Genomic DNA, 24,290 nt, shown 5'->3' with positions numbered 1-24,290 from the left:
GGTGCCGCCCTTCGGTGAACTGGGCAGTTCACCCACGGGGGTGCGGCGCGGCCCCGTCAGCGGACCCCGCGGCGGATCGGGATCTATGCACCGTCTAAGGTGGCGTGGTACGCGCAGGTGAACGGATTCACGAGCAATCGACCCGTGGACGCCTGCGAAGTTTCATCTTCAGTTGGGGTGTTCGTGACCGCCGTCGAATCCCGCCCCGCCGGGGTCCTCGGGACGACCCCCGCGCGTCGGCCGCTCGGGGCCCGTGTCGGGGCATTTGTCGCACTGACCAAGCCTCGGATCATCGAGCTGCTGCTGATGAGCACGGTTCCGGTGATGTTCCTGGCGAAGCGCGGGGTGCCCAACCTCTGGCTGGTGCTGGCGGTCGTCATCGGGGGCTACCTCTCCGCGGGTGGTGCCAACGCGCTCAACATGTACATCGACCGCGACATCGACGCGGTGATGAGCCGCACCGAGCGCCGCCCGCTGGTGACGGGGATGGTCTCGCCGCGCGAGGCGATGGTCTTCGGCATCAGCCTGGGCGTGATCTCCACGCTGTGGCTGGGCTACTTCGTCAACTGGCTGGCCTCCGGGCTGGCGCTGGCGGGACTGCTCTTCTACGTCTTCGTCTACACCCTGGGGCTCAAGCGCCGCACCGCGCAGAACATCGTGTGGGGCGGCATCGCCGGCTGCATGCCGGTGCTGGTCGGCTGGGCGGCGGTGACCGGCTCGCTGAGCTGGGCGCCGTTCGTGCTGTTCCTGGTGATCTTCTTCTGGACGCCGCCGCATTACTGGCCCCTGTCGATGAAGGTCCGGGAGGACTACGAGAAGGCCGGCATCCCGATGCTCCCGGTCACCGCCGGCAACCTGGCGGTTGCCCGGCAGATCGTCATCTACTCCTGGGTCATGGTGGCGGTCTCGCTGGCGCTCTGGCCGCTGGCGCACACCAGCTGGCTCTACCCCGTCTCCGCCGTGGTGCTGGGCGCCCTCTGGCTCAAGGAGGCGCACGGCCTGTACTCCCGCGCCAAGGCCGGGGTGGTGGGGGCCAAGCTCAAGGAGATGCGGCTGTTCCACTGGTCGATCACCTACCTGACGCTGCTGATGGTCGCGATCGCGATCGACCCGTTCCTGCGGTAGGCGTCCGTACGCCGGTACTCGGCCGACGGCCCCGGGGTGTCCCTGCGACACGCCGGGGCCGTCGGCGTTCTGCGGGGCGGACGGGCGTTTGTGGCCCGCGGCACATCGCGAAGCCGTCGCCAGCTGGGCTACCCGTGGGTAGCATGCCGGACATGAGCAGCGCAGAGACCTCCGCACCCGCCGCCGACGCCCGTACCGAGCGTCGGGCCAAGCGCGTCGCCAAGCACCTGACCGCCTTCAGCAAGCAGCACGGCGGCAACGCCGACGGCGTGGTGGAGTACGTGGGCGCGGTGGCGACCCGGATCGTGCTGGTGGGTCAGGACGGCGCCTGGGGCGACCAGGTGGCGCCCAGCTACGCCGTCGGCCGCCGGGCCGCCGAGCTGGCCGGGATCACGCTGCACGACTCCTTCGAGGGCGAGCTCGCCCTGAAGGTACGGACCGGACCGTACGAGTGGAAGCGGATGGCGGGCATCCAGCTCGGCGGCTGACCGCCGTTCGGTACGGCTCCCGGTCCGAAGGCGAAGGCCCCGGCCCCCCGGTGCGGTGGGGGTCGGGGCCTTCGCGGTCTGTCGGCCGTGACGGTGCTCAGACCGCCGCGGTCTGCGGCGCGGTCCGGGCGGGCGGCGCGTCTACGGGCTCCTCGGCGCGGGTGCGCAGCGCCAGCGGGACCCGCAGCACGGCGATCCAGGTCAGTGCGGCGCCCAGCATGTGCACGCCGACCAGCAGCTCCGGCGCGTCGGTGAAGTACTGCACGAAGCCCACCAGGCCCTGTGCCATCAGCACCGCGAACAGCTCCCGGGCCCGGGCCCGGGCGGCCGGGGGGGCCTTGACGGCGGCCAGCACGAAGATCACCGCGAGCGACAGTCCGACCGTCACGCAGGCGAAGTCGGTGTGCAGCTGGGCCAGCCGGTCGTAGCTGATCGGCACCCGCGGAACGTCGCTGGAGTCGCCCGGGTGGTGGCCCGCGCCGGTCACCAGGGTGCCGGCCACCACCAGCGCGCCGGTGGCGGCCACCAGCAGGTGGCTCAGCTGCCGGACCGGTCCGGTGACCAGCGGCCGGGGCGGCCCGTCGCCCTCCTTGGCCCGCTCCCAGGTCACCACCGCCACCCAGACCAGGGCCAGCGCCGAGAGCATGTGGCAGGCGACCACGTACGGGTTGAGATGGACCAGCACGGTGATCCCGCCGAGCACGGCGTTGCTCATCACCACCCAGAACTGCCACCAGCCCAGCCGGGTCAGCGACCGCCGCCACGGCTCGGCGCAGCGGGCCGCCAGGATGGCCCAGCCGATCGCCGCGCAGAGCACGTAGGTGAGCATCCGGTTGGTGAACTCGATGATCCCGTGCACGCCCATCGCGGGGGTGGGGGTGACGCTGTCCCCGGTGCAGGTCGGCCAGGTCTTGCAGCCGAGTCCGGAGCCGGTCAGGCGGACCGCGCCGCCGGTGACCACGATGACGACGCTCATCACCAGCGCGGCGAGTGCGGCGCGCCGCACCATGGTGGCGGACGGGTGCCAGCGCTCGGCGAGCTGGGAGAAGGGATTGAACACGGATTCATCCTAGGTTGCGCTGTTGCCGATCTTGCGGCGGGGGCGGCCTGCCGGTCCGGCGCGCCGCGCGGGGGGCAAAGACGACTGTTGGGGCGGATCGGACATTGGTCTTGACCAATGCCGGAGATCGTCGACAGAGTGCGCGACATGCGCATATCCGCTCCCATCTCGGCCCTCGCGCTCGGCGGTTCGCTCGCGCTGGGCCTTGCCGTCGCGCCGGCCGCTCTTGCCGCGCCCGCCCCGCAGCCCTGCCAGAGCCTGGGGACCGCCAACCTGTACGGCGAGTTCGTCGAGGGCGACGACACCCACGCGCCGGATGCCGAGGGTGCCGTCGCGGTCGGCGGCAACGCCGACTTCAGCGGCGGCTTCAGCATCGGCCAGGAGCTCACGGACGCCCAGGTGAAGGCGCTGCCGGGCGGCAACGCGCTGGTGGTGGGCGGCAACATCACGGTGGGCGGCGGCAACACCGAGGTGATGAAGGGCAACGGCGTCTACGCCGGCCAGAAGATCGGCGGCGGCCGGCTGGAGGGCCACGCCGGCACGGTGACCCGCGGTCCCTCGCCGATCGACTTCGCCGCCGAGTTCGCCAAGCTGCGCGCGCTCTCCGCCGGGCTCGCCGCGCAGGGCGCCACCGCTGGCACCACGGTGACCGCCGAGGGGCAGGGCGGCGCTGCCACCCTGACGCTGACCGGGACGAACGCCGCGGACAACAGCTTCGTGGTGAGCGCGGGCCAACTGCAGGGCGCCAAGGCCCTGCGGGTGCAGGTGCCGGCCGGGGCCACCGCGGTGGTCAACGTGACCGGTGACGGCTACGACTCGCGGGCGGCCGGCACCACCTCGGTCTGGCTCTGGGACCACGGCAAGCAGAGCTGGGTCGAGGACGACAAGCTGCAGAGCGCGGACGGCGGCGCGGTGCGCGCTTCGCTGCTGTGGAACTTCCCGACCGCCACCAAGGTGGTCAAGAACAGCGCGCTCGCCTGGGCGGGCAGCATCCTGGCCCCGAACGCGGCCGTCGACCTGGGCAGCGGCGGCCCGGTCAACGGCTCGGTGATCGCGCACTCGCTGACCGGCAGCGGGGGAGCGGAGACCCACCACTACCCGTTCACCGCCTGCCTGCCGACCCCCGGCGGGCCCACGGTGGCGCCGAGCGCCCCGGCCACCGGGCCGGCGGCGCCCTCCGCGACCGCTCCGGCCACCGGGCCGGTGAACGCTGCGACGAGCACGGCGCCCGCCGGTGGCGCCACGCCGGGTGCGCCGGTCACCGCGCCAGGGGCCGGGCCGACGGGGTCGGCCGGGCCGTCCGGTGCTCCGAGCAGCCGCCCCTCGGCCGGCGGCAGCGCCCCGGCCACGGCGACCCCCGCCCCGAGCGGCAGCGCCGGCGGGGTGCTGCCGGTGGGTGCGACCGGCGGCAGCCCGAGCCCGGCGCCCACGGCGCCCGCGCACGGCGGACTCGCCTTCACGGGAGCCTCCGGTGTGATCCCGCTGACCGTGGGGGGCGTCCTGGTGCTCGGGGCCGGCGCGGGGATCGTGGTCGCGACCCGTCGCCGCACGGCCAGAAAGGCCTGACCTTCCGCTGATCGTTGTCGGCTGTCCTGAACCGGCCCCCCTGTGATCGACGTGTATCACCGGGGGGCCGGCTCATTTCTTCGAACGCGAGGGAGAGGCCAGGAGAAAGGTTCGCCCGGGTGCAGGAACGTTGTTCCCGGTGAATCACGAGGTCAGCTCCGCCAGCACGCCAATGCCACCGCGGACAGGCGGAATTCAGCCGTTCGGTGGGGGTGGTGTGCCGGCTGTGGGCCGGTAGAGTCCCCCGCACCAGGTGTAGCCGGTCGCTCACAGATCATCCAACGGTCCATCAACGACCGCGCTGCACAGCCTCATTCGGAAGGATCATCACGTTATGGCGCGACAAGCGCGGATAACCGGCCGCACCTTTGCGGGGGCCGCTGTGCTCGCGGTGGCTGCCACCGGCCTGCTGGCCGGCAGCGCTTCGGCGCACACGAACTCGGTCACCGAGACCTGCTCGTCGCTGACGGTCAATCTGGCCAACTACAACGCGAACGTGAAGAACACGATCACGGTGACCGTCGACGGCAAGACCGTCGTGGACCACCAGGCGTTCAAGAGCACCTTCGCGCAGACGTTCCCGGTGGACCCCAAGCACGCCGCCACGGTCGATGCGACGGTCGCGGTCGTCGCGGGTGACGACCCGACGACGAAGGAGGGCTGGACCTTCACCAAGCAGGTGCAGATCCCGGTCTGCCCGCCGGCCAGCCCCAGCCCCAGCCCGAGCACCTCGGTGCCGAGCAGCCCGAGCCCGAGCCCGAGCACCTCCGTGCCGAGCAGCCCGAGCCCGAGCCCGACCAAGCCGGCTCCGACCACCCCGGCGCCGACCACTGCGGCTCCCACCACCCCGGCGGCGAGCCCCACGCCGACCGCCCCGGCGGCGAGCCCCACCACCGTGGCGCCCGTCTCGGCGACCACCCCGGCGGCGCCCAAGCCGAGCAGCACCTCGCCCTCGCTGGCCTTCACCGGCGGTGGCAGCTCGGCCGGCCCGATCGCGGCCGCGGGTGCGGCAGTGATCGCGCTCGGTGGCGGTCTGCTCTTCCTGGCCCGTCGCAAGAAGGCCGCGCGTCACTGACGCACAGGCCTGAGTAAGCGCTGAGGGGGTGGGGACCGGATCCGGTCCCCACCCCCTCAGCGCTTGGGGCCGCCTACTCCCAGCGGAAGAACCGCGCGGCGGCGGCCAGCGCGAGCACCGCCCAGCCGGCCAGGATCCCGAGGTCCGACCAGGGCACCCCGGCGCCGTTCTGCAGCACCGAGCGCAGCCCGTCCGAGAGGGCGCTGATCGGCAGCAGGTCGAGCACCCCGCGCACCGCGGCGGGGAACTTCGACAGCGGCACGATCACCCCGCCGGCCAGCAGCAGCAGGATGAAGACCAGGTTGGCGGCGGCCAGCGTGGCCTCGGCCTTCAGGGTGCCGGCCATCAGCAGCCCGAGCCCGGAGAAGGCGGCGGTGCCGAGCACCAGCAGCGCGACCACCGAGAACGGGTCGCCGTGCGGCGACCAGCCCAGCGCCAGCGCGATCACCGAGAGCAGTGCGACCTGGAGCACCTCGGTGACCAGCACGCAGCCGGTCTTGGCGGCCAGCAGCGTCCAGCGCGGCAGCGGGCTGGCGCCGAGCCGCTTGAGCACGCCGTAGCGGCGCTCGAAGCCGGTGGCGATGGCCTGCCCGGTGAAGGCGGTGGACATCACCGCGAGCGCCAGCAGGCCCGGGGCCAGGAAGTCGACCCGCTTGCCGGGGCCGGTCACCGAGACCACGTCCACGGCGCTGAAGAGCACCAGCAGCACGGTCGGGATCACCACGGTGAGCAGCAGCTGCTCGCCGTTGCGCAGCAGCATCTTCGTCTCGAAGGCGGTCTGCGCGAGCAGCATCCTGTGGACGGGGGCGGCGCCGGGCCGCGGTGCGTAGGTACTCACGAGCGCAGATCCCGTCCGGTCAGTTCGAGGAAGACGTCTTCGAGGCTGCGCCGCTGCACGGTCAGCTTCTCGGGCAGTACGCCGACGTCGGCGCACCAGGCGGTCACGGTGGCGACCAGCTTGGGGTCCATCGGAGCCTCGACCCGGTAGTTCCCGGGCGCCAGTTCGACGGCTGACGCGCCGTCAGGGAGCACCTTGGTCAGCGCGCCCAGGTCGAGGCCGGCCGGCCCCTGGAAGTGCAGGCTGCTCTCCGCGCCGCCGCGGCAGAGCTCCTCGGGGGTGCCGGCGGCGATCACCCGGCCGTGGTCGACGATGGCGACGGCGTCGGCGAGCTGCTCGGCCTCGTCCATGTAGTGGGTGGTGACCACCACGGTGACGCCGTCCCGGCGCAGGTCGCGGACCAGCTCCCAGGTGGCGTGGCGGGCCTGCGGGTCCAGGCCCGCGGTCGGCTCGTCGAGGAAGACCAGCTCGGGGCGGCCGACCACGGCCATCGCGAGGGCGAGCCGCTGCTGCTGGCCGCCGGAGAGCCGGCGGTAGGTGGTGCGGCCGGTCGCCGCCAGGCCCAGGCGCTCGACCAGGGCGTCCACGTCGAGCGGGTGGGCGTGCAGCCGGGCGGTGTGCCGGAGCATCTCGACGGCCCGGGCGCCGGCGTAGACGCCACCCGACTGGAGCATCACGCCGATCCGGGGTCGCAGCTCGGCGGCCTGCCGGACCGGGTCGAGGCCGAGCACCCGCACGGTGCCGGCGTCGGGGCGGCGGTAGCCCTCGCAGGTCTCGATGGTGGTGGTCTTGCCGGCGCCGTTGGGGCCGAGCACGGCGGTGACGGTGCCGCGCTCGATGCGCAGGTCCAGGCCGTCCACCGCGGTCTTGTCGCCGTACCGCTTGACCAGCCCGGCGATCTCGACGGCGGGTGAGTTCTGCATACCCGCGAGTGTAGGAGGCCCGGCCGAGGGGCCGGCACGGCGACCCGACTTGATCGTTTACGCAGGTCAGGTAAGGCTTACCTGCGTGACCGATCCCACCGCTGAGGCGTGGATCACGGCTTGTTCGGTCGGAAGTAATTACGCAACAATGGTGTTGTGAAAAACATGCGCGAGCACACGCAGGACCTGGAGGCCGAGTCGGCCCCCGGGTTCCCGGTGCCCGCGACCTCGGCGGAGGTGCTGCTGGAGGGCCACCGGGCCACCCGTGACCGGGTCGCCCGCTCGATCCTGGACCACGGCCCCTCCTCCGCCGCCGATCTTGCCAGCCGGCTGGGCCTGACCGCCGCGGCGGTCCGCCGTCACCTGGATGGCCTGCTCGCCGCGGGTCTGGTCGAGTCCCGCGAGCAGCGGGTCTACGGCAGCCGTGGCCGCGGCCGTCCGGCCAAGGTCTTCGCGCTCACCGAGTGCGGCCGGGACGCCTTCTACCAGGCCTACGACCAGCTGGCCGCCGACGCGCTGCGCTGGATCGCCGAGGCGGTCGGCGGCGGCAAGGCGGGCGAGGAGGCGGTCGCCGCCTTCGCCCGGGCCCGGTTCGGCAAGCAGGGGCAGAAGTACCTGAGCGCCCTGGAGCGGGCCTCGGCCGGCGAGCGGACCGAGGCACTCGCTCAGGCTTTGAGTGCCGACGGGTACGCTGCCACGGTGCGCAGAGTGCCCTCTGCCGGTCAGGCCGCCAAGGCTCCGGCCGGCGCCCAGCTCTGTCAGCACCACTGCCCGGTGGCGCACATCGCCGAGCAGTTCCCCCAGCTCTGCGAGGCGGAGACCGAGGTCTTCTCCCAGCTGCTGGGCACCCACGTACAACGGCTGGCCACCATCGCCCACGGCGACGGGGTCTGCACCACCTATGTGCCGGCACCCGGTGCCGCACCGTCGCCCGCTCCGGGCACCGGTGCAGCGCCGACTGCCGGTACGACCACCGAACCACCCGCTACGTCCGCGCGGAGGAACCCCGCATGACTGACACCGTTTCCCACCCGGAGCTCGAGGGTCTGGGCACCTACGAGTACGGCTGGTCGGACCCCGACGCGGCCGGCTCGGTGGCCAAGCGCGGCCTGAGCGAGGAGGTCGTCCGCGACATCTCGGCGAAGAAGTCCGAGGCGGAGTGGATGCTCAACCTGCGCCTCAAGGGTCTGAAGCTGTTCGGGAAGAAGCCCATGCCGACCTGGGGCTCGGACCTGTCCGGCATCGACTTCGACAACATCAAGTACTTCGTGCGCTCGACCGAGAAGCAGGCGGAGTCCTGGGAGGACCTGCCCGCCGACATCAAGGCGACCTACGACAAGCTCGGCATCCCGGAGGCGGAGAAGCAGCGCCTGGTCGCGGGCGTCGCCGCCCAGTACGAGTCCGAGGTCGTCTACCACCAGATCCGCGAGGACCTGGAGCAGCAGGGCGTGATCTTCCTCGACACGGACACCGCGCTCAAGGAGCACCCGGAGCTCTTCAAGGAGTACTTCGGCACGGTGATCCCGGTCGGCGACAACAAGTTCGCCTCGCTGAACACGGCCGTGTGGTCCGGCGGATCGTTCATCTACGTGCCGAAGGGCGTGCACGTGGACATCCCGCTGCAGGCCTACTTCCGGATCAACACCGAGAACATGGGCCAGTTCGAGCGGACGCTGATCATCGTCGACGAGGATGCCTACGTCCACTACGTCGAGGGCTGCACCGCGCCGATCTACTCCTCGGACTCGCTGCACAGCGCCGTGGTGGAGATCATCGTCAAGAAGGGCGGCCGCTGCCGCTACACGACCATCCAGAACTGGTCGAACAACGTCTACAACCTGGTGACCAAGCGGGCCGTGGCCTACGAGGGCGCGACCATGGAGTGGGTCGACGGCAACATCGGCTCCAAGGTCACCATGAAGTACCCGGCCGTCTACCTGATGGGCGAGCACGCCAAGGGCGAGACCCTGTCGATCGCCTTCGCGGGCGAGGGCCAGCACCAGGACGCCGGCGCCAAGATGGTGCACATGGCGCCGAACACCTCCTCCAACATCGTCTCCAAGTCGGTGGCGCGCGGCGGTGGCCGCACCTCCTACCGCGGTCTGATCGAGATCGGCGAGGGCTCCAAGGGCGCCAAGTCCAACGTGCTCTGTGACGCGCTGCTGGTGGACACCGTCTCCCGCTCGGACACCTACCCGTACGTGGACGTCCGCGAGGACGACGTGTCGATGGGCCACGAGGCGACCGTCTCCAAGGTCAGCGAGGACCAGCTCTTCTACCTGATGAGCCGGGGCATGACCGAGTTCGAGGCGATGGCGATGATCGTGCGCGGCTTCGTCGAGCCGATCGCGCGCGAGCTGCCGATGGAGTACGCGCTCGAGCTCAACCGGCTGATCGAGCTGCAGATGGAGGGTTCGGTCGGCTGACGTCCAGTCAGCAGTCCGACACCGCCCACACTTTCAGGAAGAGAGCAACACGAACAGCCATGGCTGACACGCCTTTGAATGTCGCAGCGAACACCCCCGGCTCCACCACCGCCGGCTCGATCGAGGTCGGCACCGCCGGTGCCGGCGCGCAGCTCGCCGGGCCCGGCACCGGCCGGGACAGCGTGCGGCAGCCGATCGACGCCCGCGTCGCGGTCCAGCCCTCCTACGACGTGAACGACTTCCCGGTGCCCACCGGCCGCGAGGAGGACTGGCGGTTCACCCCGCTGCACCGCCTGGCCGGCCTGCACGACGGCACCGCGGCCGGTAACGCCGCTGGTGAGGACAAGGTCGAGTTCGGCCTGCCGGAGGGCGTCACCGCCGACCTGGTCGGCCGCGACGACGAGCGGATCGGCAAGGCCGGCAAGCCCGTCGACCGGGTCGCCGCGCAGGCGTTCAGCGCCTTCGAGCAGGCGCTGGTGGTCACCGTCCCCAAGGACGCGGTGCTCACCGAGCCGGTCCGGATCGACGTGCACGGCGAGGGCGGCGTCAAGTTCGCCCACGTGGTGATCGACGTCAAGCCGTTCGCCGAGGCCGTCGTGGTGCTGAACCACACCGGTACCGGCACCCGGGCCGCCAACGTCGAGCTGCTGGTCGGCGACGGCGCCAAGCTGACCTTCGTCTCGATCCAGGACTGGGACCGCGACGCGGTGCACGCCTCCCAGCAGACCGCGCTGATCGGCCGGGACGCCGCGCTCAAGTCGGTCGTGGTGACCTTCGGCGGCGACCTGGTGCGCATCCACCCCCGGGTCACCTACGCGGCCCCCGGCGGCGAGGCCGAGCTGTTCGGCCTCTACTTCGCGGACGCCGGCCAGCACCTGGAGCACCGCCTGCAGATCGACCACGACACCCCGCACTGCCGGTCCAACGTGGTCTACAAGGGCGCCCTGCAGGGCCAGGACGCGCACGCGGTCTGGGTCGGCGACGTGCTGATCCGCGCCGCCGCGACCGGCACCGACACCTACGAGCACAACCGCAACCTGGTGCTCACCGACGGCGCCCGGGTCGACTCGATCCCGAACCTGGAGATCGAGACCGGCGAGATCGTCGGCGCGGGCCACGCCTCGGCGACCGGCCGCTTCGACGACGAGCAGCTCTTCTACCTGCAGTCGCGCGGCATCCCGCAGGAGGAGGCGCGCCGACTGGTGGTGCGCGGCTTCTTCGCCGAACTGGTGCAGCAGATCGGCGTGGCCGAGCTCCACGACCAGCTGATGGCCAAGATCGAGGCCGAACTGGCGGGCGTGGCATGAGCTACCAGCGTGTCTGCTCGCTGAGCGAGCTGGGCGAGGACACCCCCAAGCGGGTGGAGCTGGGCGGCGGTCTGGCGATCTCCGTCGTGCGCACCGAGGGGGAGGTGTTCGCGATCAACGACATCTGCTCGCACGCGAACGTCTCGCTCTCCGAGGGCGAGGTCGAGGACTGCCGGATCGAGTGCTGGCTGCACGGCTCCACGTTCGACCTGCGCACCGGCAAGCCCTCGGGACTGCCCGCCACCCGGCCGGTCCCCGTTTACCCCGTAAAGATCGAAGGGGACGATGTGCTCGTCTCCGTCACCCAGGAGTCCTGAGCATGGCAACCCTTGAAATCCGTGACCTGCACGTCTCCGTCGAGACCGAGTCGGGCCCGCGCGAGATCCTGCGCGGCGTCGACCTGACGGTCAAGCAGGGCGAGACCCACGCCATCATGGGCCCCAACGGCTCCGGCAAGTCCACCCTGGCCTACACCCTGGCCGGTCACCCGAAGTACACCGTCACCAGCGGCGAGGTGCTGCTGGACGGCGAGGACGTGCTCGCGATGTCCGTCGACGAGCGCGCCCGGGCCGGTGTCTTCCTGGCCATGCAGTACCCGGTCGAGGTTCCCGGCGTCTCGGTCTCCAACTTCCTGCGCACCGCGGCCACCGCGATCCGCGGCGAGGCCCCCAAGCTGCGCACCTGGGTGAAGGAGGTCAAGGAGGCCATGGCGACGCTGCAGATGGACCCGGCCTTCGCCGAGCGCAACGTCAACGAGGGCTTCTCCGGCGGTGAGAAGAAGCGCCACGAGATCCTCCAGCTGGAGCTGCTCAAGCCGAAGATCGCGATCCTGGACGAGACCGACTCGGGCCTGGACGTCGACGCGCTGCGCCAGGTCTCCGAGGGCATCAACCGGGTGCGCGCGACCGGCGAGGTCGGCACCCTGCTGGTCACCCACTACACCCGCATCCTGCGGTACATCAAGCCCGACTACGTTCACGTCTTCTCGGCCGGCCGGATCGTCGAGTCCGGTGGCGCGGAGCTGGCCGACAAGCTGGAGAACGAGGGCTACGAGGCTTACGTGAAGGGCGGCGCTTCCGAGTGACAATCCTCTCCGGCTCGGCGCTGAGCGGTCTGCTCGACACCGACGCGATCCGCAAGGACTTCCCGGTCCTGCAGCGCGTGCTGCACGACGGCAAGCCCCTGGTCTACCTGGACAACGCGGCCACCTCGCAGAAGCCCCGGCAGGTGCTGGAGGCGCTCAACGCGTACTACGAGCAGCACAACGCCAACGTGCACCGCGGCGTGCACGTGCTGGCCGAAGAGGCCACCGCGCTGTACGAGGGTGCCCGGGACAAGGTCGCGGCGTTCATCAACGCGCCGAGCCGGGACGAGGTGATCTTCACCAAGAACGCCTCGGAGTCGCTCAACCTGGTTGCCAACATGCTCGGTTGGGCCGACGAGCCGTACCGCGTCGACGCGGACGCGGAGATCGTCATCACCGAGATGGAGCACCACTCCAACATCGTGCCGTGGCAGCTGCTCTCGCAGCGCACCGGCGCGAAGCTGAAGTGGTTCGGGCTGACCGACGAGGGCCGGCTCGACCTGTCCAACATCGAGCAGCTGATCACCGAGAAGACGAAGATCGTCTCCTTCACGCTGGTCTCCAACCTGCTCGGCACCGTCAACCCGGTCGAGGCGATCGTCCGCCGCGCCCAGGACGTCGGCGCGCTGGTGCTGATCGACGCCTCCCAGGCCGCCCCGCACATGGTGCTGGACGTGCAGGCGCTGGAGGCCGACTTCGTCGCCTTCACCGGTCACAAGATGCTCGGGCCCACCGGCATCGGCGTGCTCTGGGGGCGCCAGGAGCTGCTGGAGGACCTGCCGCCGTTCCTCGGCGGCGGCGAGATGATCGAGACCGTCACCATGGGCTCGTCCACCTACGCCCCCGCGCCGCACAAGTTCGAGGCCGGCACCCCGCCGATCGCCCAGGCGGTCGGGCTCGGCGCGGCCATCGACTACCTGTCGAACATCGGCATGGAGCGGATCGCCGCGCACGAGCACGCGATCACCGAGTACGCGGTCAACCGCCTGCAGGAGGTCCCGGACCTGCGCATCATCGGCCCGCGCACGGCCGTGGACCGCGGTGCCGCGATCTCCTTCGTGCTCGGCGACGTGCACCCGCACGACGTGGGCCAGGTGCTGGACGAGCAGGGCATCGCCGTGCGCGTCGGTCACCACTGCGCGCGGCCGGTCTGCCTGCGGTACGGAATTCCGGCGACCACCCGGGCGTCGTTCTACCTGTACTCGACGCCGGGCGAGGTCGACCAGCTGATCGACGGCCTGCACCACGTCCGCAACTTCTTCGGCTGAGGAGGGTGACGCCGCCATGAAGCTCGACTCCATGTACCAGGAGATCATCCTGGACCACTACCGCAACCCCCACGGCAAGGGGCTGCGGGACGGCGACGCCGAGGTGCACCACGTCAACCCGACCTGCGGTGACGAGATCACCCTGCGGGTGCGGCTGGACGGTCCGGTGGTCGCGGACATCTCCTACGAGTCGCAGGGCTGCTCGATCAGCCAGGCCAGCGCCTCGGTGCTGAACGACCTGGTGGTCGGCAAGACGGTCGGCGACGCGCAGGCCATCCAGGAGGCGTTCCTGGAACTGATGCAGAGCAAGGGCCAGGGCGAGGGCGACGAGGAGGTGCTGGAGGACGCGGTCGCGTTCGCCGGCGTCTCCAAGTACCCCGCCCGGGTCAAGTGCGCCCTGCTGAGCTGGATGGCCTGGAAGGACGCCACCGCGAAGGCGCTGGCCGAGCAGCCCGCCATCACCGACTGACCGACCGGCCGGCTTCCTGCCGACCATCTGTCGACTTTCTGAGGACCGATTGCGTATGAGCGACACCGAGGCCGGCACCCCGGCCGCCGCTGAGGCCGAGGCCCCGACCGAGGGCCCGACGGTCATCGTCGGCACCACGGCCGGCACCGTCTCCGTCGAGGACCTGACCGAGGCCCTGATGGACGTCGTCGACCCCGAGCTGGGCATCGACGTGGTCAACCTGGGCCTGATCTACGGCATCCACATCGACGAGTCCGACGTGGCCACCATCGACATGACGCTGACCTCCGCGGCCTGCCCGCTGACCGACGTCATCGAGGACCAGGCCAGGACGGCCACCGACGGCCTCGTCCAGGACCTGCGGATCAACTGGGTCTGGATGCCGCCGTGGGGCCCGGACAAGATCACCGACGACGGTCGCGAGCAGCTGCGGGCGCTGGGGTTCAACGTCTGAGGCTCGCCGTACGGTCAATCCACTGCCGCGTGACTCGCTCCTTCGGGGGAATGAGTCACGCGGCAGCGGTATGTCTGCCTACCCTGGGTGCTGTGTCCGAAGCCGCGATCGCGCACTTCCCGTTGCCTGACTTCCCGTATGTGATGTGGCTGCGGGGTGAGTTGGCCGACTGGTTGCGGGTGCCGAAGAACGTTCCGGTGGAAGTGATCGCGGGGGACGTCGTTGTGTCACCTGGCCGGACTCTCGCACATGCCATCATCGTTGGGGATATCCAGCAGGAGATCTGTGGCCGGGGGATCGCCGATTCCCGGTTTCCCTGGCGGGCCATTCAGCTGCTCGGGCTTGACTTGGCCGGGATCGGCGATGGTTACATCCCCGATCTGCTGGTTCTCCACCAGCAGACGGAGGCCGAAGGTTGGGCCGGGGCCTTTGAGTTTCCGCGAGCGGATCAGGTTGAGCTGGTCATGGAAGTGACGGCGAGAGCCAGCGCCCACGATGACCGGGAGCCTGTTCAGGGCTGTCGCGCGACCAAGTGGAGCGGATACGCCCGAACCGGCGTGCCGTATTACCTGCTGATCGATCGGGACCCGAAGCGGTCGGGGATCACCCTGTACGGCAACCCCGACCGCTTCGCAGGCCGTTACGAGGAGCTTCAGAGCTGGAAGTTCGGCGAGCCGGTGCGGTTGCCCGAGCCGTTCGACGTCGAGTTCCGCACCGAGCTCTGGCGCCCCTGGGACGACTAGTGCCGCGTCAGGCAACTTTTGCCCGTCAAGGAGCGGCGTCCGGTGCGTGCTGTCGGCGTGCCGGCCGGAAGTCCTCGTACTGGACGTACTTGGGCTTTCGGCCGGTGCGGCGAGAGTGCGTGCCGGGCGTCGCGACGGGGCGAAGGTTGCCTGACGCGGCACTAGCGTCGGCGCAGCACGGCGCCCGCCAGGGCGAGGCAGGCGGTGGCGGCGATGACGGCGAAGCCGCTGACGGCCGGGAGGAGGCCGTAGTGCTGGGAGAGGGCGCCGACGGCGACGATGGGGAGCGAGCTGCCGAGGTAGACGATGACCCAGAGGGTGCTCATCTCGCTGGCGCGGCGGGCCGGGTCCATGGCGGCGACGGCGGTGGTGAACAGGGAGCGGAAGGCGATGCCCTGGCAGGCGCCGCCGAGGACGCTGCCGAGGAAGAGCAGGGCCGGCTGGTGGGCGTACTGGGCGGTGACCACCAGGGCCAGGCCGAGGGCGAGGCCGGTCATGCCCAGGGCGATCAGGCGGCGGTCGGTGGTGGGCGGTATGAGGAGCTGGGCGAGGGCCGAGGAGCCGAGCAGCAGGGCGGCGACCACGGCGCCGACCATGCGTGAGTGGGTGTGCAGCAGGCCGGCCGAGAAGGCCGGGGCCAGGCTCAGGTAGACGCCGAAGACGGCGTAGGAGACGAAGCCGGCGCCGGCCGCGAGCAGGAAGGTGCGGCGGCCCTGGGCGGGCAGCGCCAGGCGGCGCGGGCGCAGGTGGAGCGGGGCGGTGACGCGCGGGGGCGCGTTGTGCGGGCGGCGGGCGCCGGGCATCCGGGGGTGCACCAGGGCCAGCGGGACGCAGAGCACCAGCAGCGCGACCGCATGGGCCAGGAAGGGCGTCAGCAGGGGGTGGGAGCCGCCCGCGAGCGAGGCGCCGACCACGGGGCCCAGCGCCACGCCGCCGGCCGAGCAGGCCAGGGTGAGCTTGGCGGCCAGCGTCGGGTGGTCGGGCAGCAGGTCGCCGAGCGCCGCGCCGGCGGCGCCGGTGGCCAGCGCGACCGCGATGCCCTGGACGGCCCGGCCCGCGGCCAGCTGGCCGAAGCTGTTGGCGGTGGCGAAGATCGCGTCGCCGCTGGCGGCCAGGCAGACGGCCGGCAGGATCAGCGCGCGGCGGCCGACCAGGTCGGACCAGTGGCCCACCGCGGCGAGCACCGGCACCAGCGCGAAGACGTAGACCGTGAAGAGCAGCGTGGTGTCGAAGGCGGTCAGACCGAGCCGCTGCTGGAGCAGGGGGTAGACCGGGGTGGCGAGGTTGGCTCCGATCAGGAGCAGGAGGAGGGCGGCGGCACAGAGGCCGACGCGCACGCCGCGCAGTGCGTTCCAGCGGCTGACCGCGGCGAGTTGGAGCTGGGTGCGTGGTGCGAGCTCCAGGGGGAGCAGGGCCTCCGAGAGCCGGGTACCGGACAACTGCGCGTTGGGCAGGCCGGGACCGGCAGGGGAGAGGTCCGCCATGGCAGGGGTCTCCTGTGGCCGGGCACCACCGCGGGCCGGCGTGGGAGGCCGACGCGCCCGTCCGGTGGCGCTGTGGTGGTGGCCATGGTGCGGGAGATCCGTGGTGGTGCGAGCTGTGCTGACGAGAGCTGGGCGGCTTTGCCCAGGCAGGACCGCGCGCGGGGTGTGCACGGGGTCCAGTCGAAGGATACGGGGTGGCGCGACAGGGGCGCGCATGAGTGGCGCGCGCCCCCCGCAGGACGGGCGCCGCCGCCGGTCCGGCCGATACGCTGATCGCAGTGCGCCCCGCCGTGACACCCCGCCGTGACACCCTGCTGTGACACCGTGCAGACCCGCCTTGACGTAGTGCAGTGCAGACCCGCCCTCATGAGGAGAACGCGCCCGATGGCCGCTCGACGCCGCAAGAACCCTGACCACCCGTCGGCGACCGGGCCTGACGCACAGCCCGGCGAGAGCCTGCTGCCTGCCGACTTCGAGCTCGCCGACCTCTACGGCGCGCACGGTTCGGACGAGGAGGAGGACCTCGACGACCTCGCCGTGCTGGTGCCGCCGGTGCGGCTGCTGCCCGAGGCCGAGCTGGCCGCCGCCGCGCTGGCCGTCCCGCTGATCGCCCACGCGGTCAAGCTGGCCCGGTGGAGCGCCCCGACCCGTCCGGTGGACGAGCTGGGCGACCTGCTGGACGCCGACCGCGAGGCCGCCGCCCGGTTCCTGGGCCTGGCCCCGGCCGAGGGCGAGGTTTCCGAGGAGGCGGTGCTGGAGGCGATGCGGGTCTGGTCGCTGGCCAGTGACCTGGAGCTGGTGCTGGTCGCCCACGACGAGGCCGGTCAGCGCTCGGCGGGCCCCAGCCAGGAGCTGGCCCCGGTGGAGCAGGGCGATCCGGAGTCGGTGCTGGAGCTGTGGCTGGCCGCCGCCGACGTGATCGCCGAGCTGGCCGTCGAGATCGAGCCGCTGGACGCCGAGCCGGACGCCGGTGAGCGCGCCGACGACGAGCGGGCCGAGGAGCTGCTCGCGCAGTACGAGGAGGTCCAGGAGCAGGCCGCGGAGCTGCTGGACGAGGCCCTGCAGGTGCTCTACGAGGCCACCGCCTTCGCCGAGCCGGGCCAGGAGACGGTGCCGCTGGGCGTACTGGCCGCGCTGCTGGTGGTGCCCGAGGGCGAGGAGCCGGACGAGGAGATGCTCGGCGACATCACCGATGTGATGGTCGCCCTGGACCCGATGCTGGCCGACCTCGCCGAGATCGGGCTGCTGGAGTACCAGCCGATCGATCCGGAGCTCTTCGACGAGGAGGAGGGCGAGGAGGCGGCGCAGGGCGCGGCGGCCGAGCAGGCCCTGGACGAGGCGGAGGCGGCCCGGTTCGGCCTGGTCAAGCTGACTCCGCTGGGCCAGTACGGGGTGCGCCAGTGGCTGCTGGACGAGGGCTACGAGGCGCCGCTGATCGGCGAGCTGGCCACCGGTGACGCCGCCGCGCTGCTGCAGGGCATCGCGGAGGCCGGCAACGTGCTGCCCGAGCAGGAGATCCGGGTCTGGCTGGCGGACCGCGAGCCGCTGACCGCCGCCCGGGAGCTGCTGGCCGCCGCGCGCGGCGAGGACCGCACCGCGCCGCTGCGCCGGATGCTGGCCCAGCTGGCGCTGGGCGAGCTGGGCGAGGCGGCCGAGCCGGCCGCCCGGGAGGTGCTCGGCGACCCGGAGCTGGGCGGCGGGGTGCGGGCCTGGCTGGTCTCCCGCGGGGCCGAGGACGTGCCCGCCCCGGACCGCACGATGGTGCTGTGGACCACGGTGGACACCTTCGCCGCCCAGCTGCTGGACAGCGAGGGCGACGCCGAGCTGCTGCGCGAGCTGATCTCCGGGATGCCGGTGACCGACAACCCGGCGAGCTTCTTCGGCGAGCTGTGGCGGGTCGAGCACCCCTACACCGCGCGGGTGCTGGAGGCGGTCGGGGAGCTGCACCTGGACCGGCAGGTGGCCAAGGAGGCCCGCAAGGCGGCGTTCAAGGCGAGGTCGCGGCAGTAGGGCTGCCGCAGGACGGCGTGCGCCGCTACCCGCCGTCGAGCAGGTAGCGGCGCAGGCCGCGGTGGCCGGCGCGCATCATCAGCGCGTGGTTGGCGAGGAAGAGCGGCCGGGCGGGCAGCGCGAGCAGCCGCATCAGCGGCCGGCCGCCGCGCACGTCCTCCTCGAAGACGGCCAGCGCGGCGCCGGGCCCGTCCGGGCGCACCGTCCAGCGGGACCAGCCGGCCAGATCGCCGGCCAGCGCGGCCTCCAGGACCCCGCCCCGGCCGCCCGGGGCCGCCTCCTCGCGGCGCGCGGTGGCGGTGAGGAGCAGCTCGTAGGGCAGCACCGAGCGGATCCGCAGCCGCCCCGAGTCGGCGTCCAGCTGCTGGACCTCGCGGACCTGCGGCCACCAGCGCGGATAGTGCTCCACCTCGCGCAGCACCCGGTAGACCTGCGCGGCGGGTGCGGGCAGCTGCCAGGCGCTGGTCAGCCGGTAGTGGTTGAAGTCGGTCTTCAGGGCAGGTCCAGCCGGCCGTCGGCGGTGAACGCGAAGGACGGGTTGTGGGCCAGCTCCCAGAGGTGGCCGTCCGGGTCCTCGAAGTAGCCGCCGTAGCCGCCCCAGTCGGTGGCGGCCGGCGGCTTGACCACGCCGGCGCCCGCCGCCACGGCGACCGCGAACGCCTCGTCCACCGCCCGGGGCGACTCCAGGTTGACCGCCAGCGTCACGCCGCGGAAGGCCGGCTCGCCGCCCGCCGGGATGCCGGCGTCGGCGGCCAGCTGCTCGGAGGGGACGAGGCCGAGCGCCGAGTCGGCGGTGCGGAACCAGGCGATCTCGGGGGTGGAGGCGGTGGAGAGCTGCCAGCCCAGCGCCCGGTAGAAGGCGGTGCTGGCGGCCAGGTCGGCCACGCCCAGGGTGATGATGCTGATCCGGGCGGGCACCCGCGGGGCGCCCTCGTCGCTGCTCGTCATGGTGTCCAGCCTAGGCCGCGTCCAGGGGTGCGGCACCGGGTACGGGATGGTGGCGCGACACCTTAGGCCGGATCGCCGCGCGGCGGGAGGGAGCGGGCGATCTGCCAACCGTACGAGGGAAGCTGATGGCCCCGCAGGTCACGCGCACGTATCGTGGGCGGACGCGGTCCGACCTGCCGGATACCCCCCGGCCCGCGGTCGGCCGCGGGACCGGACGAGGGCGAAACCGCGGGGGTGCGGCGAAGGTGACGATCAGCAGCGGGAGCTGGGCCGCGGAGCCGGACGACGACGCCCTGCGGGCGCTGACCGAGCGGGACCAGGAGCAGGGCCTCGACCCGGTCGCGGTCTTCGAGGAGCTCGACTTCCTGGTGTACAGCGTGAACCGGGCCGGGCGCGGTGCGCGCGGGGTCGCGCAGGTTCGGGCGCCGCTGCCGCAGGAGGCCGCCGAGCCGGTGGCGGGCGGTGCGGCGCCGGCCGTGGACAGCGATGCGATGACCGGCTGCGAGAGTGCGGGCGGCGAGCTCTGCTGGGTCGAGCTGCGCTCCGGCGACTGGACCTCGCTGGAGGGCCCGTACGTCACCGTGCGCACCTACCAGCCCGGCGTGCAGCGCTACACCCCGCTGCCCGAGCTGGAGGAGCTGGTGGAGCGCGAGCGCGACCGGGTCTACGAGCAGCTCGGCATCGACGAGGGCGACAGCCCGGGCCAGGTGCGGGCGATGCGCGAGTGGATCAGCGTGGAGGGCGAGCCGGTCGCCGTGCAGATCCACGAGGAACGCGGCGCGGGCAACGGCCCGTCGGCGCAGGCCAGGACGGTGTGGGCCGGGCGGCTGCTGGTCTACGGCTCGGTGGTGCTGATCTGCGGCCGCGGCATCGGACCCGCCGACATCGAGCTGAGCCACCTGCGGCACGACGACTACGAGCGCTTCACGGTGGGCCGCACCGCGCTGCTGCGCCAGGTGCGGGACCGCCGGCTGGCGCGGGTGGCCCAGGCCCAGCGCAGCCGGCTGGCGCTGACCGGGATGGACGCGCACCGGGCGCTGCTGGAGTTCAGCGTGGAGCGGGCGATGGCGCACCGGGCGCACCGGCTCTCCTGCGGCCGCACCAAGCTGCCGCGCCGGTTGCGGGTGGCCGAGCCGCCCGAGCAGTGGGAGGCGGCGATCCGCCAGCAGATGCGCTACGCCGGGGAGGACCGGGCCGAGGCGGGCGAGGCGGTCGGGCTGATGGTCGCCCACCTGCTGGCGCTGGCCGAGCGGGTGGAGTGGCTGGTCGGCGGCCAGGCGGGCCGGGACGCGCTGGAGGAGCTGATCCGCTACACCGTCTTCGCCAGTCAGGTGCCGAGCCTGCCGGCCCAGGCGGCGTGGGCGGAGCTGGTCGCCAGCCGGGGGCTGGGGCCGGAGGCGGTCGAGCAGGCCGAGCGGCTCTGGCTGGCGGCCTGGGAGCGGTGGCGCCGGGAGCGCGCGCACTGAGGCGGCGCGCACTGAGGTGCCGGGCCGCTCCGGGGTCGGAGCGGCTGGAGCGGCGCTACTGCTCCTCGTCGGCGGGGAGCCGCAGTTGGAGCATCGCCAGCAGCCGCTGCTGCGGCTGGGCGAGGTCGATGCCGGTCAACTGCTCGGCCCGGCGCACCCGGTAGCGCAGGGTGTTGGGGTGGATGTGCAACGCCTGTGCGGCCACCCGTACTTCGCCCAGCGCGTCCAGCCAGGCCAGCACCGACTCGGCGAGCCGGGTGCCGTGCCGCGCGTCGTACTCGGTGAGCGCGGACAGCCGCGGGTCGCGCAGCGCCGGGCGCTCCTGGAGCAGTGCCAGCACCTCGCTGACCAGCACCTCGGCCTGCACGTCGATCAGCGCGGCGACCTCGGGCACCACGCCGCCGCGCCCCATCGCGTCCAGGATCCGGTCCGCCTGGGCGCGGGAGGCGGGCACCGCGCCCAGCCCGTTGACGGTGCTGCCGATCGCGGCCCGCAGCTCGACGCCCAGGTGGTCGCGGGCGGCGTCCACCACCTCCTGGGCCCAGGCCCGCACGGTGGCCATCGGCAGGCCGGCGGGCAGTTCGGGCAGCAGCACGTAGATCCGGGTGTCGATGGGCGCCAGCAGCGCACCGCGGTGGCGGGCGGCGGCGTGCACCGAGATCAGCCCGGTCACCTCGCTGCGGTTGAGGTCCGCGCCGACGGCCGCGTACCCCAGCACGGTGGCCGGGCGGTGCTGGTGCAGGCCGAGGTGGGTGGCCAGCGACTGCGGTCCGGTGCTGCCCTCCAGCAGTCCGGTGAGCAGGGTCTGGGTCAGCCGGACGTCCGCGGAGACCTCGCGCCGGCGGCGCATCAGCTGAGCGGCGGCCACCCGGGCCGCGCCGACCAGCGCCTGCTCGGCCTGTCCAGTGAGCGGCTGCGAGCCCTCCTGGACCCAGATGGTGCCGAGCGGCTGGGCACCGGCCCGGATGCCGATCGCCAGGCGCCGGCGCAGGCCCAGCTCCGGGTGCGGCTCGACCGCGATCACGGTGTCCGAGGTGCGCAGGTGCTGGAAGATGCCCCACTCGCGGAGCTTGGACAGGTAGGGCTCGGGCCCCTGCCAGCCCAGGATGGACAGCCGCCGCAGGTCGTCCACCTCGTCGGAGTCGGCCGAGCGGGAGTAGGCGAGCACCCGGCTGGAGGTGTCCTCGATGGAGACGATGCCGCCGGTCAGCACGGCGGTGGTCTGGGCCAGCGAGAAGAGGTCGCCGGTGCCGGAGCCCGAGGACGGATTCTCGGCGCTCTCCGGTGCGTCCGGGCCGCCGATGACCGCCCTGGCCAGCGCGTCCAGGTGCTCCCAGCGGGTCTCGCGGCGCACCGAGAGCAGCGCCACGCCCGCCTCGGTGGCCGCCTCGCGCAGCGCGTCGGCCTGCCCCGGGGCGTCCAGCTTGACGGCGACGGCGGCGGCCCTGGCGCGTCCGGCGGCGCGCAGCGCGGGCAGCGCGGCCCGGCCGCGGGCGCCGATGGCGAGGATGAGCTCGCCGGGGTTGGCGGTGGCCGGGTCCTCGGGGTCGAGGATCGCCACGTCCTGGACGAGCACGTCGAGTCCGGCCGGCGCGGCCTGCAGCTCGACCAGCGGCTCGCCGAGCGACATCAGCAGTTGGCGCAGCGGGATGCCGCGGAGCGGGAGGCCGGGGACGGGGAGGCCGGGAGCGGGCATCCGGGGCCTCCTTCGGGGTGTTGCCGCGCGGGCTGCGTGATGTTCATCCACTCGGACAATGCCGTACGGATGACTTTAGCCGCCTGGCCAACCATCGTGGTCCGGCCCGCGGCTTAACGTTCCTCCAAGGCCCGCGTGTGACCCCCGCACTGGCCGTCCCCCACGACTCGAAGGAGAGCGCGCGCTCATGGATGCTGTGACCCAGGTCCCCGCGCCGGTGAACGAGCCGGTCCACAGCTACGCCCCCGGCACCCCCGAACGGGCCCGCCTGGAGGCGAAGCTGAAGGAGCTGGGGGGCCAGGAGCCCGTCCAGCTGACCATGACGATCAACGGTGAGCGCCGGATGGGTGGCGGCACCGAGATCCACGTCGTCCAGCCGCACAACCACGCGGCTCGGCTCGGCACCCTGCGCAACGCCACCCAGGACGACGCGCAGGAGGCCATCGACACTGCCCTGGCGGCGGCCCCCGCCTGGCAGGCGCTCTCCTTCGACTCGCGCGCCGCGATCTTCCTCAAGGCCGCCGACCTGCTGGCCGGCCCGTGGCGCGAGACGCTGGCCGCGGCCACCATGCTCGGCCAGTCCAAGACCGCGCAGCAGGCCGAGATCGACTCCTCCTGCGAGCTGATCGACTTCCTGCGCTTCAACGTGCACTTCGCCCGGCAGATCATCGCCGAGCAGCCGCTCTCCTCGGACGGCGTGTGGAACCGCAGCGACCACCGCCCGCTGGAGGGCTTCGTCTACGCGATCACCCCGTTCAACTTCACCGCCATCGCGGGCAACCTGCCCACCGCCCCGGCGCTGATGGGCAACGTGGTGCTCTGGAAGCCGTCGCCCACCCAGCAGTTCTCCGCGCACCTGCTGATGCAGCTGCTGGAGGAGGCGGGCCTGCCCAAGGGCGTCATCAACATGGTGACCGGCGACGGCCTGGCCGTCTCCGAGGTGGCCCTCAAGCACCCGGCGCTGGCCGCCATCCACTTCACCGGCTCCACCCCGACCTTCCAGCACCTGTGGCGCGAGGTCGGCAACAACATCGCCGGCTACCGCACCTACCCGCGGATCGTCGGCGAGACCGGTGGCAAGGACTTCCTGGTCGCGCACCCGTCGGCCGACCCGAAGGTGCTGAAGACCGCGATGACCCGCGGCGCCTTCGAGTTCCAGGGCCAGAAGTGCTCGGCGCTCTCCCGCGCCTACGTCCCCGCCTCGATCTGGGCCGGTCTCAAGGACGAGTTCAAGGCCGAGGTCGAGGGCCTGACCATGGGCGACGTCACCGACCTGGCGAACTTCATGAGCGCCGTGATCGACGACCGCTCGTTCGCCAAGAACAAGGCCGCCATCGACCGCGCCCAGGCCGACCCGGCCGTCGAGGTGCTGGCCGGCGGCACCTACGACGACTCGGTGGGCTACTTCGTCCGTCCGACCGTGCTGGTCTGCACCGACCCGGCGGCCGAGTACTTCCGTGACGAGTACTTCGGCCCGATCCTCGCGGTGTACGTGTACGAGGACGAGAAGTACGAGGAGATGCTGGCCCAGATGGAGTCGGTCTCCCCCTACGGCCTGACCGGCTCGATCATCTCCCAGGACCGCGCGGCGGCCCAGGACGCGATGCACAAGCTGCGCTTCGCGGCGGGCAACTTCTACATCAACGACAAGCCCACCGGTGCGGTCGTCGGCCAGCAGCCGTTCGGCGGCGGCCGGGCCTCGGGGACCAACGACAAGGCCGGCGCCAAGCAGAACCTGGCCCGCTGGACCTCGACCCGCTCCATCAAGGAGACCTTCGTCCCGCCGACGGACTACCGCTACCCGCACATGGGCTGACGGTCCGTCAGTCACACCCCGAGGTCCTCTCCTCCTGCCGACCT

At 72.3% G+C, this 24,290-nt stretch carries 23 protein-coding genes; 16 read left to right on the top strand and 7 right to left on the bottom strand.

Features of this window, described 5'->3' with window-relative positions; genetic code table 11:
• The first annotated feature begins 177 nt into the window (after positions 1–177).
• Entirely contained in the window at positions 178–1,125 is a 948-nt protein-coding gene (locus tag OG294_RS13225) for a heme o synthase (RefSeq protein ID WP_327066684.1), read from the top strand.
• 152 nt (positions 1,126–1,277) lie between these two features.
• Positions 1,278–1,613 carry a hypothetical protein gene (locus OG294_RS13220; protein ID WP_442789150.1) on the top strand — a complete coding sequence of 112 codons (336 nt, stop codon included), beginning with the start codon at positions 1,278–1,280 and terminating at the stop codon, positions 1,611–1,613.
• Positions 1,614–1,710: 97 nt separating this feature from the next.
• On the opposite strand, the gene OG294_RS13215 is transcribed toward OG294_RS13220, so the two are convergent.
• Positions 1,711–2,622 (bottom strand): COX15/CtaA family protein, encoded by a 912-nt coding sequence (locus OG294_RS13215; RefSeq protein WP_327071532.1) that lies wholly within the window; start codon positions 2,620–2,622, stop codon positions 1,711–1,713.
• A gap of 198 nt (positions 2,623–2,820) precedes the next feature.
• On the opposite strand from OG294_RS13215, the gene OG294_RS13210 reads away from it, so the two are divergent.
• Positions 2,821–4,239, top strand: a complete 1,419-nt coding sequence (locus OG294_RS13210; protein ID WP_327066682.1) for a choice-of-anchor A family protein — start codon at positions 2,821–2,823, stop codon at positions 4,237–4,239.
• 334 nt (positions 4,240–4,573) lie between these two features.
• Positions 4,574–5,314 (top strand): LPXTG cell wall anchor domain-containing protein, encoded by a 741-nt coding sequence (locus OG294_RS13205; RefSeq protein ID WP_327066681.1) that lies wholly within the window; start codon positions 4,574–4,576, stop codon positions 5,312–5,314.
• 73 nt (positions 5,315–5,387) lie between these two features.
• Here the strand turns inward: OG294_RS13205 and OG294_RS13200 are convergent, their stop codons facing one another.
• Together OG294_RS13200 and OG294_RS13195 are read right to left on the bottom strand one after the other, a co-directional pair.
• Complete coding sequence (locus OG294_RS13200) at positions 5,388–6,107, bottom strand: ABC transporter permease (protein WP_327071531.1); 720 nt, start codon at positions 6,105–6,107, stop codon at positions 5,388–5,390.
• A gap of 41 nt (positions 6,108–6,148) precedes the next feature.
• Entirely contained in the window at positions 6,149–7,075 is a 927-nt protein-coding gene (locus tag OG294_RS13195; protein WP_327066680.1) for an ABC transporter ATP-binding protein, read from the bottom strand.
• A gap of 165 nt (positions 7,076–7,240) precedes the next feature.
• On the opposite strand from OG294_RS13195, the gene OG294_RS13190 reads away from it, so the two are divergent.
• The 9 genes from OG294_RS13190 (at position 7,241) to OG294_RS13150 (ending at position 14,826) form a co-directional block, all read left to right on the top strand.
• Complete coding sequence (locus tag OG294_RS13190; RefSeq protein WP_327066679.1) at positions 7,241–8,089, top strand: helix-turn-helix transcriptional regulator; 849 nt, start codon at positions 7,241–7,243, stop codon at positions 8,087–8,089.
• The gene (gene sufB, locus OG294_RS13185) at positions 8,086–9,501 is read left to right on the top strand and encodes a Fe-S cluster assembly protein SufB (protein ID WP_327066678.1); all 1,416 of its coding nucleotides are present in this window, start codon (positions 8,086–8,088) and stop codon (positions 9,499–9,501) included. Before OG294_RS13190 ends, sufB begins: the two co-directional genes overlap by 4 nt.
• Before the next feature lie 59 nt (positions 9,502–9,560).
• A complete protein-coding gene (gene sufD, locus OG294_RS13180; RefSeq protein ID WP_327066677.1) occupies positions 9,561–10,808 on the top strand; it encodes a Fe-S cluster assembly protein SufD in 1,248 nt (415 codons plus the stop codon).
• On the top strand, positions 10,805–11,125 hold the full coding sequence (locus OG294_RS13175) for a non-heme iron oxygenase ferredoxin subunit (protein ID WP_327066676.1): 321 nt from the start codon (positions 10,805–10,807) through the stop codon (positions 11,123–11,125). The genes sufD and OG294_RS13175 overlap by 4 nt, the downstream gene beginning before the upstream one ends.
• Before the next feature lie 2 nt (positions 11,126–11,127).
• On the top strand, positions 11,128–11,892 hold the full coding sequence (gene sufC, locus OG294_RS13170; protein WP_327066675.1) for a Fe-S cluster assembly ATPase SufC: 765 nt from the start codon (positions 11,128–11,130) through the stop codon (positions 11,890–11,892).
• Between the two features lie 2 nt (positions 11,893–11,894).
• On the top strand, positions 11,895–13,160 hold the full coding sequence (locus OG294_RS13165; protein WP_327071530.1) for a cysteine desulfurase: 1,266 nt from the start codon (positions 11,895–11,897) through the stop codon (positions 13,158–13,160).
• Between the two features lie 16 nt (positions 13,161–13,176).
• Positions 13,177–13,629, top strand: a complete 453-nt coding sequence (sufU, locus tag OG294_RS13160; RefSeq protein ID WP_327066674.1) for a Fe-S cluster assembly sulfur transfer protein SufU — start codon at positions 13,177–13,179, stop codon at positions 13,627–13,629.
• 55 nt (positions 13,630–13,684) lie between these two features.
• A complete protein-coding gene (locus OG294_RS13155) occupies positions 13,685–14,083 on the top strand; it encodes a metal-sulfur cluster assembly factor (protein WP_327066673.1) in 399 nt (132 codons plus the stop codon).
• A gap of 92 nt (positions 14,084–14,175) precedes the next feature.
• On the top strand, positions 14,176–14,826 hold the full coding sequence (locus OG294_RS13150; RefSeq protein WP_327066672.1) for a Uma2 family endonuclease: 651 nt from the start codon (positions 14,176–14,178) through the stop codon (positions 14,824–14,826).
• A 161-nt stretch (positions 14,827–14,987) separates the two neighbouring features.
• Here OG294_RS13150 and OG294_RS13145 read toward each other — a convergent pair whose 3' ends face one another.
• Positions 14,988–16,310, bottom strand: coding sequence for an MFS transporter (locus tag OG294_RS13145; protein ID WP_327066671.1), 1,323 nt, complete (start codon positions 16,308–16,310; stop codon positions 14,988–14,990).
• Positions 16,311–16,694: 384 nt separating this feature from the next.
• Here OG294_RS13145 and OG294_RS13140 point away from each other — a divergent pair, with 384 nt between their 5' ends.
• Positions 16,695–18,320, top strand: a complete 1,626-nt coding sequence (locus tag OG294_RS13140) for a hypothetical protein (protein ID WP_327066670.1) — start codon at positions 16,695–16,697, stop codon at positions 18,318–18,320.
• A gap of 25 nt (positions 18,321–18,345) precedes the next feature.
• On the opposite strand, the gene OG294_RS13135 is transcribed toward OG294_RS13140, so the two are convergent.
• Together OG294_RS13135 and OG294_RS13130 are read right to left on the bottom strand one after the other, a co-directional pair.
• The gene (locus tag OG294_RS13135) at positions 18,346–18,816 is read right to left on the bottom strand and encodes an SRPBCC family protein (RefSeq protein ID WP_327071529.1); all 471 of its coding nucleotides are present in this window, start codon (positions 18,814–18,816) and stop codon (positions 18,346–18,348) included.
• A complete protein-coding gene (locus OG294_RS13130) occupies positions 18,813–19,268 on the bottom strand; it encodes a VOC family protein (RefSeq protein ID WP_327066669.1) in 456 nt (151 codons plus the stop codon). Before OG294_RS13130 ends, OG294_RS13135 begins: the two co-directional genes overlap by 4 nt.
• Before the next feature lie 245 nt (positions 19,269–19,513).
• Here OG294_RS13130 and OG294_RS13125 point away from each other — a divergent pair, with 245 nt between their 5' ends.
• Positions 19,514–20,734 (top strand): hypothetical protein, encoded by a 1,221-nt coding sequence (locus OG294_RS13125; RefSeq protein WP_327066668.1) that lies wholly within the window; start codon positions 19,514–19,516, stop codon positions 20,732–20,734.
• A 55-nt stretch (positions 20,735–20,789) separates the two neighbouring features.
• Here OG294_RS13125 and OG294_RS13120 read toward each other — a convergent pair whose 3' ends face one another.
• Positions 20,790–22,430: a PucR family transcriptional regulator gene (locus OG294_RS13120; protein WP_327066667.1), complete on the bottom strand. Its 1,641-nt coding sequence runs from the start codon at positions 22,428–22,430 to the stop codon at positions 20,790–20,792.
• A gap of 187 nt (positions 22,431–22,617) precedes the next feature.
• Between OG294_RS13120 and pruA the strand changes: the two genes are divergently transcribed.
• The gene (gene pruA / locus OG294_RS13115) at positions 22,618–24,246 is read left to right on the top strand and encodes an L-glutamate gamma-semialdehyde dehydrogenase (RefSeq protein WP_327066666.1); all 1,629 of its coding nucleotides are present in this window, start codon (positions 22,618–22,620) and stop codon (positions 24,244–24,246) included.
• Positions 24,247–24,290 lie beyond the last annotated feature (44 nt).

Origin of the sequence: Kitasatospora sp. NBC_01302, from assembly GCF_035976515.1 — a bacterium.
GTDB lineage: Bacteria > Actinomycetota > Actinomycetes > Streptomycetales > Streptomycetaceae > Kitasatospora.
Note: the sequence above shows the minus strand (reverse complement) of the source record. Positions and strands in the feature narration are given on the sequence as shown.